This window comes from Alkalibaculum sporogenes, assembly GCF_009362815.1.
In the GTDB taxonomy this organism is placed as follows: domain Bacteria; phylum Bacillota; class Clostridia; order Eubacteriales; family Alkalibacteraceae; genus Alkalibaculum_A; species Alkalibaculum_A sporogenes.
The window spans coordinates 38077-54214 of the sequence record NZ_WHNX01000020.1 but is presented as its reverse complement, the minus strand read 5'-3'; the positions used below and the strand labels follow the sequence as shown (position 1 = coordinate 54214).

The 16138-nt window shown below is 35.9% G+C and carries 13 protein-coding genes, 1 other RNA gene and 1 pseudogene; 9 read left to right on the top strand and 6 right to left on the bottom strand.

The window, feature by feature from the left end:
- Positions 1–76: 76 nt before the first annotated feature.
- The gene (locus GC105_RS12245; protein ID WP_152805183.1) at positions 77–295 is read right to left on the bottom strand and encodes a hypothetical protein; all 219 of its coding nucleotides are present in this window, start codon (positions 293–295) and stop codon (positions 77–79) included.
- A 75-nt stretch (positions 296–370) separates the two neighbouring features.
- Here GC105_RS12245 and rnpB point away from each other — a divergent pair.
- Positions 371–736: RNase P RNA component class A (rnpB, locus tag GC105_RS12240), an RNA gene on the top strand.
- Positions 737–890: 154 nt separating this feature from the next.
- Here rnpB and GC105_RS16950 read toward each other — a convergent pair.
- Positions 891–1028, bottom strand: coding sequence for a hypothetical protein (locus tag GC105_RS16950; RefSeq protein WP_193708409.1), 138 nt, complete (start codon positions 1026–1028; stop codon positions 891–893).
- A 17-nt stretch (positions 1029–1045) separates the two neighbouring features.
- On the bottom strand, positions 1046–2194 hold the full coding sequence (locus GC105_RS12235; protein ID WP_152805181.1) for a uroporphyrinogen decarboxylase family protein: 1149 nt from the start codon (positions 2192–2194) through the stop codon (positions 1046–1048).
- 397 nt (positions 2195–2591) lie between these two features.
- Between GC105_RS12235 and GC105_RS12230 the strand changes: the two genes are divergently transcribed.
- Positions 2592–3974, top strand: a complete 1383-nt coding sequence (locus GC105_RS12230) for an SLC13 family permease (protein ID WP_152805180.1) — start codon at positions 2592–2594, stop codon at positions 3972–3974.
- A 68-nt stretch (positions 3975–4042) separates the two neighbouring features.
- Here GC105_RS12230 and GC105_RS12225 read toward each other — a convergent pair whose 3' ends face one another.
- Positions 4043–5503, bottom strand: a complete 1461-nt coding sequence (locus GC105_RS12225) for a hypothetical protein (RefSeq protein WP_207706979.1) — start codon at positions 5501–5503, stop codon at positions 4043–4045.
- A gap of 201 nt (positions 5504–5704) precedes the next feature.
- On the opposite strand from GC105_RS12225, the gene GC105_RS12220 reads away from it, so the two are divergent.
- The 4 genes and pseudogenes from GC105_RS12220 to GC105_RS12205 all read left to right on the top strand — a co-directional run.
- A complete protein-coding gene (locus GC105_RS12220) occupies positions 5705–7075 on the top strand; it encodes a uroporphyrinogen decarboxylase/cobalamine-independent methonine synthase family protein (RefSeq protein WP_152805176.1) in 1371 nt (456 codons plus the stop codon).
- An 18-nt stretch (positions 7076–7093) separates the two neighbouring features.
- On the top strand, positions 7094–8479 hold the full coding sequence (locus GC105_RS12215) for an SLC13 family permease (protein WP_152805174.1): 1386 nt from the start codon (positions 7094–7096) through the stop codon (positions 8477–8479).
- An 81-nt stretch (positions 8480–8560) separates the two neighbouring features.
- Positions 8561–8767, top strand: coding sequence for a hypothetical protein (locus GC105_RS12210; protein WP_152805171.1), 207 nt, complete (start codon positions 8561–8563; stop codon positions 8765–8767).
- A 102-nt stretch (positions 8768–8869) separates the two neighbouring features.
- Positions 8870–9370: pseudogene (locus GC105_RS12205) on the top strand (transposase); the annotation flags it as partial.
- A gap of 240 nt (positions 9371–9610) precedes the next feature.
- Here GC105_RS12205 and GC105_RS12200 read toward each other — a convergent pair.
- Positions 9611–10204, bottom strand: a complete 594-nt coding sequence (locus GC105_RS12200; RefSeq protein ID WP_152805169.1) for a flavodoxin family protein — start codon at positions 10202–10204, stop codon at positions 9611–9613.
- Between the two features lie 907 nt (positions 10205–11111).
- The gene (locus GC105_RS12195) at positions 11112–12539 is read right to left on the bottom strand and encodes an MFS transporter (protein WP_152805167.1); all 1428 of its coding nucleotides are present in this window, start codon (positions 12537–12539) and stop codon (positions 11112–11114) included.
- Positions 12540–12955: 416 nt separating this feature from the next.
- Between GC105_RS12195 and GC105_RS12190 the strand changes: the two genes are divergently transcribed.
- From GC105_RS12190 to GC105_RS12180, 3 genes are read left to right on the top strand one after another with little or no spacing between them, the layout of a single operon-like run.
- On the top strand, positions 12956–14029 hold the full coding sequence (locus GC105_RS12190; RefSeq protein ID WP_152805165.1) for a zinc-dependent alcohol dehydrogenase: 1074 nt from the start codon (positions 12956–12958) through the stop codon (positions 14027–14029).
- Positions 14030–14076: 47 nt separating this feature from the next.
- A complete protein-coding gene (locus tag GC105_RS12185; protein ID WP_193708408.1) occupies positions 14077–15081 on the top strand; it encodes a thiamine pyrophosphate-dependent dehydrogenase E1 component subunit alpha in 1005 nt (334 codons plus the stop codon).
- Complete coding sequence (locus GC105_RS12180; RefSeq protein ID WP_152805161.1) at positions 15078–16052, top strand: alpha-ketoacid dehydrogenase subunit beta; 975 nt, start codon at positions 15078–15080, stop codon at positions 16050–16052. Before GC105_RS12185 ends, GC105_RS12180 begins: the two co-directional genes overlap by 4 nt.
- Positions 16053–16138 lie beyond the last annotated feature (86 nt).

Genomic DNA, 16138 nt, shown 5'->3' with positions numbered 1-16138 from the left:
TCAAACGTTAGTATTTATATATTTAAAAATGTTCGAATATAATACTCAGTAATAAAGAAAAAGTTATAGCTTATTGCTATAACTCTATAGTACTAGGGGAGAACTGCGTTCTCCCACCATGCATACCCACCGCACCACCACCGCCCGTAGGGGAGAACTGTGTTCTCCCACCATGCATACCCACCGCACCACCACCGCCCGTAGGGGAGAACTGTGTTCTCCCACCATGCATACCCACCGCATCACCACCGCCCGTAGGGGAGAACTGTGTTCTCCCGTTCCCCCGACCACCCATACATCTAATCCATACAATATTATTCACATAAAATACCATTGTAATTTTTTTATGATTATGTTATTATATAAATCCTGAGTAAGTCAGATGATCGCCGGTACAAAACCGCAAGGTTGTACGGGAGGAAAGTCCGAGCTCCGTAGGGCAGGGTGCCGGGTAACACCCGGTGGAGGCAACTCTAAGGCAAGTGCAACAGAAAGCAAACCGCCACCAAAATGCTTTGCATTTTGGCGGTAAGGATGAAACGGTGAGGTAAGAGCTCACCAGCGGATAGGTAACTATTCGGCTAGGTAAACCCCACCTGGAGCAAGACCAAGAACGGACACAAAAAGGCAACTGCCCGTTGCTGTCCAATGGTAGGTCGCATGAGTTTACTGGCGACAGTAAACCTAGATAGATGATCATCTAATACAGAACTCGGCTTATAGATTTACTCACATAAATCGATATTTAGCAAGGCTTTTGAAGCCTTGCTTTTTTGGTTTCAGAAACACCAATTGTTATATAATGGAGAAAAAAGTCACCGTCCTCATATACCGTATAAATTACTGCAAGAAAAAAACGATTCGTTTTGAATCGTTTTTTAGGAAGATATTTATAAATGAGACGACAACATTTTGAATACTTCTTGTTCAATTTTTTCGAATACATCAAGAAGATATACTTGATCCTCTTCGCTAAGGTTGTATGCTTCAATCAATTCTTCTCTAGTTCTAACGATTTTGTTATCCATTTGTCACCCTCCTTGACCTAGTATGTTCCGTATTCCCGAACACTTTCAATGAATGTACGGATATTTTCTACATTTAAATCTGCTGCTCTAATGAATCTTTTATTAGGATTAAGAATGAGGTTTCCACCTGGCCCTAGAATATCTATGATACGTTTCGCCTCATCAATTACTTCCTGCTTCTTTCCTGAGCGTATAATGCTAAAAGGATATACGCCAGAGATGACGTTCCTAGACGGTACTTTTTTAGCCAAAAGTTCTGGAGCTGGCGACTCGAACTTTGCTACATGCATACCAGGCATATCTTCCAATAAGTCCAAATGAGGGCTCCAATCGTTTTCATAAAATACATGTGGTATGAAGCCTTTTTCTTGTATTGCCCTAATTATTTTTTTATACGTTGGCCAGTAAAATTTCTCAACATCTTTTGTTCTCATGTAAGGTGCCATGTGCAACGGCAAGAATACTTCAGAAAAAACACCAGATTGTGGATCTGGTAGCGCTTGAATTTTGCTCACTTCATATGCCAGAGCTCCTTCACATGCTTCCAATACCCAGTCAGGTCTTCTACGCATGTCGAGCATCATGGTGGAAAAGCTACGAATATAGTCCGCTATGTAATCAAAAGGAGCAAAAGCACCTGCTATTATCTTGCTTACATCTCCACGTTCGTGTTTGTCGCTAAGCTTCTGATTCATTCCAATATACTGTTCATTAACCACTTTCTTAGCTGCTGCCATTCGAATGTATCCTAGATCTGGTTCAGTATCAAATACTTTGTTCACTCTAGGTACGATTTTATTTACAATAAATTCAAACGGGTTTTTGTTAAACTCTGGATATTCATCAACTTCCATAGGGGATATGTCGGGATGTTGGAAAAATCCGTCGTTTCCAGGAACCATGAATTGATTTTTCACATAACGGTGAACCGCTGCATTAGTTGAAGCTGGAGAAACCGGAATCAAATCGCTGTCTAACTCCGCTGCTAACCTATCAGCCACTTCATAACAGAGTTTTGAATTATACAGATCTCTAAGCATGGAATATCCATAGTATTCCAGAGCTGCTTCTATGTTCATTGTCAGCGTAACCGGTATTCTTGATGGTCTCTTACCAGTAAATAAATCTGTAAAAATTTGATTTCTTTCTTCTTTCTTTGTACTCATGTTACCATCACCTCTCTTTGGATTGTCTAAACATGATTATAGTACACGTTTACACAAAACTCAATATATTGCAAAGTATTGTCAATTTAAAAAATGGACTAATTATTGACATACTCCCCTCATGATATACTGAGAGCGTAGCCAGCGAGCTACCGAGGCGGAGAACGTGCCGATTACTGAGAGTTTCATGTATTACCAATGTCAATCAAGAAAGTGTCCATTTTTTAAATGGACACTTTCTTGATTGACATTGCTTTTTTACCATATTGTATCTATAATCCAACTATAACCTTTTTTAAATGTAATCATAATTACAATATATTTTACGGTACGTATTATCTACTAACTTGAATTTGAAGATTACATTATGCTAAACTAAATTGTTGAGGTGAAGTGAATGTCTAAGAAAAGTCTTGAAAAGTCACTAATTATCAAATGGGCTATTGTAATTATTCTACCACTGGTTGCACTTTTCATCCCCACAGGAGAAGTGTATACTGCAGTAATAAAAAACTTTTCGATTATCACACTTTTTGCAATCCTAATTTTCGGAACAGAGGTCATGCCCAATGTCATAGCTTCATTGTTGCTCCCCGTCTTTTATATTATTTTAGAAGTAGCTCCTCCATCAACCGCTTTTGCGGGCTGGTTAGGGCCTATTCCTTGGATGGTATTAGGTGGGTTACTAATGGCTCGAATCATGCTTCGTACAGGTATACTGAATCGATTGGCATATTCGATTATTGTTCGCACTGGTGGTACCTACATGGGTTTGCTTTTAGGAATCATGATTTCTGGAGTGATTGCACACATTCTCATTCCTGGTAAAGCCATGTACCCCTTTTCTTTCATTACCTTTGGGCTGTGTGTCGCACTTGGTTATGGTAAATCCTTAGAGTCATCGGGAATCATGCTCACCGGTTTGTTTTCTACCTTTGTCGCTCATTATTTTATTTACAATCCTACGTATGGCATCATTCAGGGTATCGCCGCAAATGTTGGTGACACGACCATTTCATGGTTTCAATACTTTTACCATAACCTTCCTTACGTCCTTTATTTGCCCCTATTGATTTTCATCATAGGTAAGGTGTGTAAGCCTAAACAGGCAGGTGAAAATCCAAAAGAGTATGCCCAAACAGAATTGAAAAAAATGGGGAAAATGAATATAGATGAAAAGAAGTCGCTTTTTATTTCCATATTGCTTCTTGCATTTTTATTAACAGAAAGCTTACATAAAGTCAATGCTTCTTGGGGATTCCTCTTTGCGGGAGTACTCTTTTACTTCCCAGGTATTCAAATTGGAACAGATGAGGACTTGAAAGAAGTCAATTACGGACTGATTATCTTTGTATCTGCCTGTTTGAGTATCGGATCCGTAGCAAATGCCATTGGTATTGGTCAAATTCTAGCGAATACAATTATACCCCTCATACAAGGATTTGGATCATTGGGTTTCTTCATTATTGTATTTTTTGTTTTGCTTTTGGGCAATTTCGTTATGACACCATTGGGGCTATACGCAGCTTTGACGGTCCCTTTAGCCCAGATTGGTGCATCTTTGGGGATATCTACATTAGCCGTAAGTTACGCCATCATGAACGTTGGTACGGAAGTTATCCTACCCTACGAATGGGCTTTGGGATTGATGTTTTTTTCATTCAATTTGATTGATTTAAAAAGCTTTGTCAAATTGTTTAGCATTAAAGCAGCATTAAGTTTGGTTTTTCTTATCGTTATCACCATTCCATATTGGAAACTTATTGGTTTGGTCCCTTGATTGACAAGGCAAGTGAGAGACAATAAAAATGAAGAACTTCTCTATAATAGGGAAGTTCTTCTCCTTTATCAAACGTCATAGGAATGAAAACCAGAAAGCTTCCTGATTTTTTGTTCAACAATAGTTCTGTCCTTATCGAAGCTACTCATGCCGTCCCACAGACTTGTGTAGTACATATAAAGTGTATCGTTCATACTCGGCTCTCGACTATATATAGATTTGCTCCACCCGCTAGCTATGGTCATTTTGTACTTTTTCAAGTAGATATCGATTCCTTTAAAATGATCCTTATCCTGATAGGAACCAAAGCTCATTTCGAAATTTTTGTATGTGTTCATTAGATTCATCATGTGATCCAAGTGATAACAGCAATACTCCTTACTAACGAAAATCGGCTTCCCTGTCAGAATGGAAAGGAAGCTATACTCCAATTCTTTTTGCGATATCATGGCATTTTCCAGATAGAATTCATCCAGCAATACTCGGTATTTGAAATGATGTATATTTTTAAAGAAAGTTTCACTATATTCGTTGTAATAATCTAACAGGGTTTCGATCCGATCTTCTTCTACCAGGTTTTCCTTCAAAATATTATAAAAAAGCTCTTCAGGTAACAACATACAATAGGGTACTGTGTCCTTCAATATCATATCGCCTGCTTCTCTTTCCATGGATAAATGAATCTTTAGTAGTTGCTCCAAATCTCCCTGCTTTATGGGATGAAATATCGGCGAACACAACGACTTTGCCGCTTCGTACAGTTGAGTACAATGGTCAATCATCACTTTGTCGGATGTAATTTGAACGTTCATTTTAGAGGTAAATCCTTCCGCCGTTATACCGAAAAGGGCAGCCTTATCCTTTAGCACAAGCAAGCTTGGTTTGAAAATACCCTTAAATTCGCCATAGTTAATGTATTTCTCCACGTTTCCACGAATATAAAAGCCAAGCCAATCCGTCAGTTGTTGGAGCCGATCTTCAAATGATCGATCCTCAAAATCCAGTATCACCACCTTATGCCCCTTTTCAATAATTTGTTCATATTTTTGAAACCAACGCATGTGAAAATCAATATCTTTATATTTCCATGTAGAACGGTCATAATCCATAATCATTATTTCTTCCTTATCTGTTGATTCCAACATCAAGTCCACAAGATCCATTGCCGCTCTTTGACGTCCATCGTCTCCTTTGTACAAAATATTCTGTGTCATTTTTACATTGATGTTTTTTATCTGTTTTGAGAGGAAATAGTTTTCCGCTTCATCTTCTGTAAGCCATCGTTTCAGTAGAATTTTCATTTTGTCCGATCCATTCATAGACACACCGGGATATGCCGTTCGGAGCAAACTGAGAATGTTTAGGAAATCTGTATTCGAGTCTAATTTTATAAAAAAATCGACAATAGTATTCAATGTCTCACTTTCCGATGACAACTTTCTTTTACCAGTCTTCCACTTGCTGATCAGAGAGTTGTCAATATGCAGATAATCCGCAAGGTCATTGCCTTTCACTCGGAACTGATCCATTAGGTAACCTAACTTGGATTGATTCTTTCTCAATAAAATCACCTCTTACACATGGTACCATCAATAAAAAATGTTGTCAATCAATTGTCCATTTTGTAAATTGACAGTTGATTTCAAACTATTGATTTGCAATTGTCTCTGAACTATACTTGTCATATCTCATAGAAAAAGTCACATTACAATTTAAGGAGGAACGAAAGCATGAATAAAGCTCAAAAAAAAAAGGAAGAAAGGACAAAACTTTTTGAAGATGTATACAGTGGAATTATCCCAGAACGGGTTCCCATCGGAGCAAAGCTAACCTTGGAAGCTACATTGGAGTATTCCAATATCTCCGTTGGAAAAACATTATGGAACATGGATAGTGAAGAAATCAGTAATGCTATTCACAAAGTGTGCGAAATGATTCCCACAGATACATGCACAGTGGGCGGCATCGTTAAAACTCCCCATCATTTCAAGATCCTTGGGTCAAAAGGATATTACATGAGCAAAACCGGATACATGCAACATGCAGACGTAGAAACTCTTTATGCTAATGAATACAAGGCATTCATTCAATCTCCTTACGATTTCATCGTTGAGAAATGCCTACCCAGAAACTTTAAAAACCTGGAAGGTAGCGGAGCAAAACAATCTCTCGTCGTATCAAAAGCATTGAAAGCATATTACGATCACTCAGCCAAATGGCAAAGCATTATAGGTTCAATCAACCAGGAATACGGGTACTTCACCCAACCCGCTGGTTCCGCAACACTATGCCAATCATCTTTTGATTTCATCGGGGATTTCCTTCGTAGCGTGAAGGGAATTTACATGGACGTACGGAAGCAACCAGAAATGATTATTGAGGCTTGTGAAGCAATGATGCCAATGCAGGTTAAAAGGGGGCTTCCAAACAATCCTCATAAGTTAGGTCATGTATTCATGCCATTGCACCTCGGCACCTATTTGAGAAGAAAAGACTTCGAAAAGTTATATTGGCCTTCCTTCAGCAAGTTTATCAATATTATGGCAGAACACGGCCAAACAGCCTCACTCTTTTGCGAACACGATTGGATGCGCTACTTGGATTTGTTGCAGGAACTTCCGGAAAACACCAGAATTCTCTTTGAATACGGCGATCCAAAAGAAATCAAAGAAAAGTTGGGTAAACGTCACATCCTCAGTGGTCTATATCCTATTACCTATTTAAAAACTGCAACGAAACAACAGTGCATCGATAAAGCCAAAGAACTTATTGACATTATGGCACCAGGAGGCAAGTACGTTTTTGATTTTGATAAAAGCGCAATGTCCTTAGATACTATCAATATTGAAAACTTTACAGCCGTTATCGAGTATGTTGCAGAAAATACGAAGTACCACAATGCTGGTCAATTGGTCAATGATTCCTCTGGAAACAATAGCATAAAACTAGACACTTCTGTTGAACCCTTTTCCGCTGATTTGTATACCGATTGGTCAACTATACCGAAAAACGATATCGAAACTCAGTTGGCATCGGATGTAAACAACTCGCTACAACAGTATGAAGAATTATTATTCAAGATGATTTTTGCAATCGTCTAATAAAAAGGAGGCTTTCCCATGTCTGAAATTGTGACAAAGAATACATCAATAAAAGAGAAAATCAAGTGGGCAATCGTGATTCTTGTCCCAATCATCATTATGTTTATCCCTACAACAGAAACATTTACTCCTGAACTTAGAAAATACGCCGCAATCACATTGACGTCAATCATTTTATTTGTCTTAAACATTATCCCAACTGCTGTAACCGCAATGGGTCTAATGATACTCTATGTAATATTTAACGTTGTACCAGGTGAAGTTGCCTTCGGTGCTTGGACTAACTTCATCCCATGGATGGTACTCGGTGGATTCCTGTTAGCAAATGTATTAGATCGCATAGGATTGCTCAATAGAATTGCTTATTGGAGCATAATGAAAACAGGTGGAACGTATTTTGGAATTATTGCCGGCCTTGGTCTTGGTGGAATTATACTTAACGTATTGGCACCGGGACGTGTCTACGTTGCTTTCGCAGCACTCGGTTACGGAATATGTAAAGCTCTTAACTTAAAGGTTTCTAAGGAGAGTGGTGGCATTATGTTAGCTGCTTTCATCTCATCTTGGTTTCCAACATTCTTTTTGTATAACTCCAACTTCGCAACTATACAAGGCTTAGGAGCTGCCGTTACGGACGTTACAGTAACTTATGTTCAGTATCTATATCACAATATACCATACGTAATTTGGTATTTCGTACTCTTGTTTTTGCTTGCAAAGCTTACAAAGCCAAAAGAAAAAATTGACATTAAAGATTTTGTGACCATAGAATATACAAAGCTTGGTAAAATTACTAAACCAGAAATCCAAGGAGCTATTGGTGCTATTATATTGGTCATATTCCTTCTAACAGCTAACGTACATAAAATCAACATTGGTTGGGGATTTGCGCTTATACCCCTGTTATACTATGTACCTGGTTTGAAAATTGGTACCGTGGAAGATATGCAAAAAATAAACTATCAAATGGTAATTTTTGTTACTGGGGCTCTTAGCATAGGTCAAGCAGCCAGTGCCTTAGGATTGGGAACTTTGATTGCTAATGCGCTCTTACCAATATTAGTTGGTAAAAGCCCATATTTTGTTTTTGCAGCAATTTGGGTTACCGTTGTAATTTCTAAGTTTTTCCTTACGCCTTTAGCAGTGTATGCTACACTGACAGTACCACTTACTGAAATTGCATTAAACTTGAATATCGATCCACTTCCTGTTTATTATGCAATGAATGTTGCAACTTCAGAAATCATCCTTCCTTACCAATGGGCCTTGGTTTTGATTTTCACAGGTTATGGTATGATATCTACCAAGGATTTCGTTAAACTTTGGGGCATGAAAATGGCATTAAGCATAATTTTTCTATTGGCGATTGCTGTCCCCTATTGGATGTTGATCGGTTTAATTTAACCGTATACTAAATAATTAGCAACAAACACTTTGATGTTTGTTGCTAATTATGTTAGGTACCCTCCCATGTCGGAGGCGTTTATGACTTCTTTAATGGGAACATGGCTCGATCAAGATTTAGTTTCTGGTTTTAATAAAAAATTTATTTGGATAGCAGTATGGAGTTGTATTGCAATTGTTTTTGCAGTTCTAATTAATAGTAGATTTAAATTATTAGGTACTGAAAGACAACGGTTAGATGATGATATCTACAGATCAAGAAAGAAGAAGATTGGATACAATAAATAATGGAGATGAAGAATAATCAAATTGGTGAAGGTGTATATCCTGAAAGTATTTAGATTTGCATGATATTGGAAAGAGCATTTTCAAAAGCATGTCAGAAGCTTTTGCGCTGATGATTTAACAACAGGTATAAAGGAGGCAATTTCAGCGTCCTTTCCTAAAACTGAGTATCAACGTTGCATCGTACATCAGGTTAGAAATACCTTGAAGTATGTCGGCTACAAGGATATGAAGAAATTTGCCGCTGATCTCAAGACAATATATCAAGCGCCTAATGAGAAGATTGGGTATGAACGGATGCAAGAAGTAACTGAAAAATGGAACTCGTCTTATCCTAAAGCTATGAAAAGCAGGGATGTTAACTGGGATATAATCAGTCCAATATTCAAGTCTTCATCTGATGTGAGAAAGGAAATTTATACTACGAATGCAATTGAGAACCTTTAATAGTACATATCAAAGGCTAAATAGCATCGATGTATTTCCAAGTGAAAAGCCTTAATGAAAGCCCATTACTTAGTAACCTTGCAGGTAACTAAGAAATGGGCTCAGCCTCTTAGAAACTGGGGTAAGGTTTATGGAGAATTCTCTATAATGTATGTATGAGGGAAGAATCCCGCTTTAATATAAAAGGGGCAATATTTGAAAATCAACGCCTTTTCACTACAGGCGCTATTGACATTCCATAAATTATTGAATATATTTAAAAAAGTAAGACAGCCTTTTGGGACTACCTTACCTAACAAATTCTTATCATAGAAAGCTAATATACAGAGATTATTTCACACTCACAGTCTCTACTGAATTCTTTTAAAATCTTTGTTTATCCTATGGATTACATCACTACTATTCATTTGATTTTTGTATTTGAGCAATCAATGTATCTGCAAATATCCTAGCATGTGAATCTTTTTCTTCGTCCATAAATATACTTTTATATCCCAAATGACGTTCTACGAGCATCGAATAATAAATTAGTTTTGAATGCTTACAATAACGACGAACACCTTCTTCCCATAGATCTGCACCTGATTGCGGTTTATAACCGCAAGTGGTAATAAGCGCCACTGTTTTACCTTCCCATAATGCAGGTCCTATTTCATCACCATAATACTTATTCATATCATAAACCAGCCGATCAAGGACTATCTTCATAGGAGGTGTGCAATACCAAGAATAAATGGGTGTTGCTAAAACAAATACGTCACAGATCATAATCTGATCAAATATCTTGTGTACATCATCATTGTAATGACATCCGAAACCTATCCAATCTTTCTGGCATTTTCGACATGCAATGCAGGAATTTAATTCTAAATCATATAAGTTAATCAAAACACAGTTATGTCCTTTTTCATCTAAGCGTTCGACAAAGGGCTTAACTAATGCATTTGTATTTCCATTCTTTCTTGGGCTTCCTAATAAAACGCATATTTTCATATTATACCTCCATTTAATTTTAGGTTTTGTCTTAATACGGAAAGTTAGTATTCTAAATTATCAAAATTTCCTGTCGAAGCCAAAAGCAACTAATGTTACATTCTTATTTTTTAATTGCTTCTAAAAATTTAGCTACTGGTACATCTACACCAAGGTCAACCAAGTTATACAGCATTTTAGTCATCATGTAACTATATGAAAAACGGAATTTATCTTAGACAACTTATTAATCTTATTAATGAAATAGTTCAGAAAAAATTGAGCAAAGTCTTGCTTTTAATCATATTTATGAAGAATTTCTCAGAGGTCTTCAGACAACAGGAAAACTTTTGCATCAGTGACAAAGGAATTCTTGATAAGTGCGTATGAGATACTAAAAAACAAGCAAAAATAGTAGAAGAAAATGAAGTAATAAATAAAAGCATATACTGTGCTGATAAGGACGTAAGGGTTAAGAACTTAAAAATACCCACATTGCTAATGGATTTGCCAAATAGAAAGCTATTTGTTTTTATTTTTTACAAACCTTATTTTTTATAGTGATATACTAAGACTAAACCCCATTCATCATAGAATTCAGTCCTCTATAGTTCTTAAATTATTTATTTAACGAAGTGAGTACATTTGTTTGAAGATTATTATAATATATCATTAGCTTATTTTTGTAAATTTCGATTATAATCTGGATTTTATAAATCACTCAGTTACTCTTATACACAAATATATACATTTGTTTATACAACAGAAATTACCGTTGTCCTATTCTAAGAAGGTATAAAATAGTCTCGTGTAGAAGATCTGCAGAGAGAAACAATGAGATATTATATCATTAAAGTATAATGTGTTTATGCAATTTGAACATCAAGATAAAAGAACTCATTTATATACATTTTTAATATATAATGTTTTACTTACTTAAAACTTCTTGGTGTGATTCTTTTAAGAATAAAAGTAATATTCCGCCAATGATAGCCACTATTGCTGAAAACCTAAACATAAATGGTAGTGAGATAGATAAATCAGGCATAGAAGTCATTATAATACCCGTAAAGGCTATCCCGAGCATTGCACCTATTACTACACCAAGTTGTGTTCCACCTGTTGCTAAAGAAATTTTATTATTTGGAACGCCGTTTTGTACTGCAGCAGTATAAATAAATTGAGTTATTCCTGAGTTGATACCAATTGATGCTATTACAACCCACGCATATAGCAAGGTAGTTGTAGGTGAAAATGTTGAGATTACTAAAGATGGAACGGCTACAAACACAGTAGCTAAAATAGTCATAAATTTGAATTTTCCTGTTCTAGCAACAATTTGTCCTATAATTGGTCCTAATATCATGGAAAGCAACGATAATGTTGCTACCATGCTTCCAGATACCGTTGCTGATTTTAGCATTACGGCCTGTATAAAGTATGGGAGATAGGTCGTTACTGCCATAGTCGCTATAGTATTAAGACATACACAAATAACACAAATTGTAAACACATTATATTTAAACATTTCTAGTGGTAGTATTGGAGAAGTAGAATTTTTCTCAATTTTTATGAATGCGAGTAGTAGGATAAGTCCAACCCCAATAAGTAAAAATGTTGTTACGCTCATCCACTGAAAAAAGGTACCACCTGTGATGCAAACACCTAAAATAAATGCGAGCGATAATCCAAAGGTTAGACTTCCTAGGTAGTCAAATTTAGATTTAACATCTTCATTAGTTACTATATCTTTAGGTAATGAATAACTGACCATAAATGTTCCGATTAATCCAACTAGAATAGCAATAAGAAAAATCGATCTCCAATTATAATAATCTACCAATAGACCTGCAATTAATGGACCGCCCAAAGATCCAACTGAAGTTATTACTCCATATCCACTTAACCACTTAGCTCTTTGAGAAGCTGGGAAAACATCTCCTATTAAACTTAGTCCGGTGGCAAAAATAAATGCAGATCCAAAACCTTGGAGACCTCGTGATGCAATCATTGTGAAGAGTGTTGATGAAAAATACATAAGTATAATTGATATCACGTTTATTATGCTACCAATAAGGAATAATTTTTTTCTGCCAATTCTTTTACTGATGTTTGCTGCCATGGGAGTAAACACAGCGGTAACTAAAATACTTAGGGTAAACAATAATCCGATAAAATTCATCTGAGTTACTGCTAGTGACTCTAACATTTTAGGTAATGCAGTACCAAAGGCTGTACCAATAAAATTGTTACTCAACATACATATAAATATGCCAATTGCTACTAATGCTCGTAAGCTAGCCTTAACTTCAATGTTAACATTTTCTAATACACTATTATTTCCAATTTCATTCATAAAATTCACCTCATTTTTTTATTTTAAAACTATAATAAAACATTATTATAAAGAAACACCTCCAATGAATATAATATCGTTACTAACAAATGTACCTATTAATAGCATAGCAAGATATATGCCAAGTAATACATTTTAAAAATTAAGCCAAAATGTTGAATTCTTCGGAAGTGAAATATATAAAATTAAAAATAAATTGTATATAATCAAGAGATTACATAAAAAGTGTATATATAATAAACAATAATTTTGGTATTATATATAAATTTACATGGTTTTTGTAAAAGAATAATAGTAATTAACATCCAATTAGTAAAGAAAAAATTGAATACCTTTAAATTACGATATTTGGCATAATATTTGCTATATATTATTATGTATCTTTGAATTATAATAAATTTAGGAGGTTTTATTAAATGGAAGGAAATATGAAATGTGCTGTATTGCAGGAAATTGGACGGTTTACGATTGAAACCGTTCCCATACCAAAATATGGGTCTAAAGACATTTTGGTAAGAGTCAAATATTCAGCAATATGTGGTAGCGATGTACATATTTTTGATACTGGCTTTGGTTTAAAGGAATTCCCATTTATTATCGGGCATGAATTTAGCGGAGAAATAGTTGAAAAAGGTAATGAAGTTGAAGTTCTTGAAGTTGGAGACAGAGTAATGGGTTTGAATATCGATTTCTGCGGTGAATGCTGGTGGTGCAAAAATGGTTTATGGGATTGTCCAAACATTGTTAAAACAGGTATTGGTTTTTATGAGCAAGGTGCTTTTGCAGAATTTGTGGTTATTAAAAATGCTAGATTGAATTTTAATGTATATAAATTACCTAATAAATTAGATGACAGAGTTGGATCTCTTGCAGAGCCTATTTCGGTTGGAGTAGGCAATGTAGATGCTATAGAAGTTAAAAAAGGTGATAAAGTATTAGTATTAGGCGCTGGAATTATTGGATTAGGTGCGATCGCAGCTGCGAAAGCAAAGGGAGCGGAAGTTGCAGTCATTAATAGATCAAAAACCAGATTAGCAAAAGCTATTGAAATGGGTGCAGATCATGCTTTCAGTCCTTTAGATGGAGATCCTATGGATTGGATAATTAATTTATGGGGTAATGGAATTTATGCCTATCATTATGGACCGAAGGAAGGTGGCATGGCAGATATTGTAATCGAAGCAGCTGGTGTTCCTACAACGTTCAGGCAGGCATTTGAAATGGTAAGAGTTGGTGGAAAAATTTGTATTGCTGGTACTGCAACAGAATTAGCAACAATTGATCCAAATTGGATACTACTCAAAAACCCAAAAATATTCAGTGGTCTTTCAGGAAATTTTGCAGAATCTGTGAGAATGTTAGCTAACAAAGAGATAGATGGTGACAAACTTATATCACATGAGTTTAACTTAGAACAAATACAGGAAGCATTTGAAGTTGCAAAAAATACTAAAGAATCTATAAAAGTAATATTAAAAATTGCTGAATAGAAATGTGAATATTATAAGTTAAAAATATGTTTAAGCGAGGAGATTATATGAAGTATACAAATAATGAACTTATTTCGATGTACAAGACTATGGTTTTAGGAAGAATTTATGATGATGTATTATGGGAAGAAAATCAAAAAGGCAGGCTGTATAGTATGTTTCATTTCAGTACGGGACAAGAAGCAATAGGTACTGCAGCAGCTCATGCTTTAAGAGAAAATGAGCCCTTTATGCCATCTCATAGATGTAGACCGCTACACTTACATAGACTAGATATTTATAAGTACTTAGCCGAGCAGGTTGGAATTAAAGACGGCTATAATATGGGGATTTCAGGAGACCCTCATTTGACTCTTCTTGATAAGGGATTTATTCCAAATCCTGGTGTACTTGGACAAGGTTGTCCAATTGCCACAGGTTTTGCATTTGCTTTGAAATATATGAAAACAGGTAAAGCTATGGTTCAGTTGATGGGGGATGGAACATATAACCAAGGTGCTGTGTATGAGGCAATGAATTGGGCTGTTGTTCAAAAACTTCCAATTGTATATGTTGTTGAAAATAATGCATTTGCTATGACGACAACACAAGATGTATATGTAGGGACAGAAGCCCTTTCAGATAGAGCGAAAGGGTTAGGTATGGACTCAATAACTGTAAACGGAAATGATATTCTAGCTATGCGTGAAATAATGGATATAGCATTAGATAGAGCGAGGATATCTTCAACTCCTACTATGATTGAAGCAGTTACTTATAGAAGGCAAGGGCATTTTGCAGGAGATACTGCCGACTACCGAGATAAATCTTTTCACGAACAAATGTTATTGAAACATCCAGATCCTATATTAAATTATGAAAAAGTGTTGATTCAAAGAAATATATTGACACAGGATGAAATGGATATTATTAAGGTTGAAACTAGAAAAATGATTACGGGAGCATGTGATATGGTTTATGAAAAAATGCAGAATCCAGCAAATAAACCTTCTATACAAGATATAATTAAACCTGAATTTACATATGCAAGTCCAATGGAGGGATTAATATGAGTAAAATGTTATATATGTCTGCAATGGCACAAGCTGTTCAGGAAGAAATGGAAGCAGACAAAAACATAGTATATATGGGAGAAGATATAGGAAAGTTTGGGGGGACATTTTTTAAAAATGGTCTATTCCCCATATATGGGAAAGAAAGAGTAATAGAGATGCCAATCGCTGAAAATCTTATTGTTGCAGCAGCTCTTGGTATGGCGACTGCAGGTATGAGACCCATTTGTGAATTAATGTATGCTGATTTTATTTCCCTAGCATTTGACCCGATATGCAATGAAGCTCCAAAGATAAGATTTCAGTCTGCAGGTAAAGCATCAGCACCCATGACTCTGATAAGTTTTCAAGGGACTATAGATGGCTCAGGTAGTGTGCATTCACAATGTGTTGAAGCATGGATTGCAAATGTACCTGGATTAAAACTTGTAGTCCCCTCAATAGCATCAGATGCTAAAGGCCTATTAAAAACAGCGATACGAGATAATGATCCTGTAGTTTATCTTACACATAAATCTGTAATGTATATAAATGGTGATGTACCAGATGGTGAATATACAATTCCTTTTGGCAAAGCAAGAGTAGCAAGGGAAGGGAGAGATGTCACAATCGTAGCATGGCAGAGATGTTATATGGTAGCTATGGAAGCCGCTCAAGAGTTGGAAGAAGAATTTGGGATCAGCGTAGAAGTGATTGATCCAAGAACCTTGATTCCTTTAGATAAGGCGACAATATTGGAGTCTGTTAAAAAAACAGGGAGATTTTTAGTTGTTCACGATGCACCTAAAAAGTATGGAGTAGGAGGTGAAATTGCATCTATGGTAGCTGAAGAAGCATACCATGACTTAAAATCAGCACCTTTAAGATTGGGAGCACCATCAATACCAATACCTTTCTTTAAACTTGAAGAACAAGTAATTGTATCAAAGCAACAAATTAAAGAAGCTGTAAAAAAGTTGGTTAACGAATAAATAACGACCACCCATCCATAAAAGGTGGTTTCATCTACGAATATATGCCTCTTATAGCAGAAAGTTTGATTAATATGACTATCTGC

What these genes read in the sequence shown, in the direction of transcription:
- GC105_RS12200 (WP_152805169.1), bottom strand. Translation starts at nt 10,204, where the DNA reads ATGAAAATATGCGTTTTATTAGGAAGCCCAAGAAAGAATGGAAATACA.
- GC105_RS12235 (WP_152805181.1), bottom strand. Translation starts at nt 2,194, where the DNA reads ATGAGTACAAAGAAAGAAGAAAGAAATCAAATTTTTACAGATTTATTT.
- GC105_RS12180 (WP_152805161.1), top strand. Translation starts at nt 15,078, where the DNA reads ATGAGTAAAATGTTATATATGTCTGCAATGGCACAAGCTGTTCAGGAA.
- GC105_RS12195 (WP_152805167.1), bottom strand. Translation starts at nt 12,539, where the DNA reads ATGAATGAAATTGGAAATAATAGTGTATTAGAAAATGTTAACATTGAA.
- GC105_RS12210 (WP_152805171.1), top strand. Translation starts at nt 8,561, where the DNA reads ATGACTTCTTTAATGGGAACATGGCTCGATCAAGATTTAGTTTCTGGT.
- GC105_RS16950 (WP_193708409.1), bottom strand. Translation starts at nt 1,028, where the DNA reads ATGGATAACAAAATCGTTAGAACTAGAGAAGAATTGATTGAAGCATAC.
- GC105_RS12185 (WP_193708408.1), top strand. Translation starts at nt 14,077, where the DNA reads ATGAAGTATACAAATAATGAACTTATTTCGATGTACAAGACTATGGTT.
- GC105_RS12230 (WP_152805180.1), top strand. Translation starts at nt 2,592, where the DNA reads ATGTCTAAGAAAAGTCTTGAAAAGTCACTAATTATCAAATGGGCTATT.
- GC105_RS12225 (WP_207706979.1), bottom strand. Translation starts at nt 5,503, where the DNA reads ATGGATCAGTTCCGAGTGAAAGGCAATGACCTTGCGGATTATCTGCAT.
- GC105_RS12220 (WP_152805176.1), top strand. Translation starts at nt 5,705, where the DNA reads ATGAATAAAGCTCAAAAAAAAAAGGAAGAAAGGACAAAACTTTTTGAA.
- GC105_RS12215 (WP_152805174.1), top strand. Translation starts at nt 7,094, where the DNA reads ATGTCTGAAATTGTGACAAAGAATACATCAATAAAAGAGAAAATCAAG.
- GC105_RS12190 (WP_152805165.1), top strand. Translation starts at nt 12,956, where the DNA reads ATGGAAGGAAATATGAAATGTGCTGTATTGCAGGAAATTGGACGGTTT.
- GC105_RS12245 (WP_152805183.1), bottom strand. Translation starts at nt 295, where the DNA reads ATGGGTGGTCGGGGGAACGGGAGAACACAGTTCTCCCCTACGGGCGGT.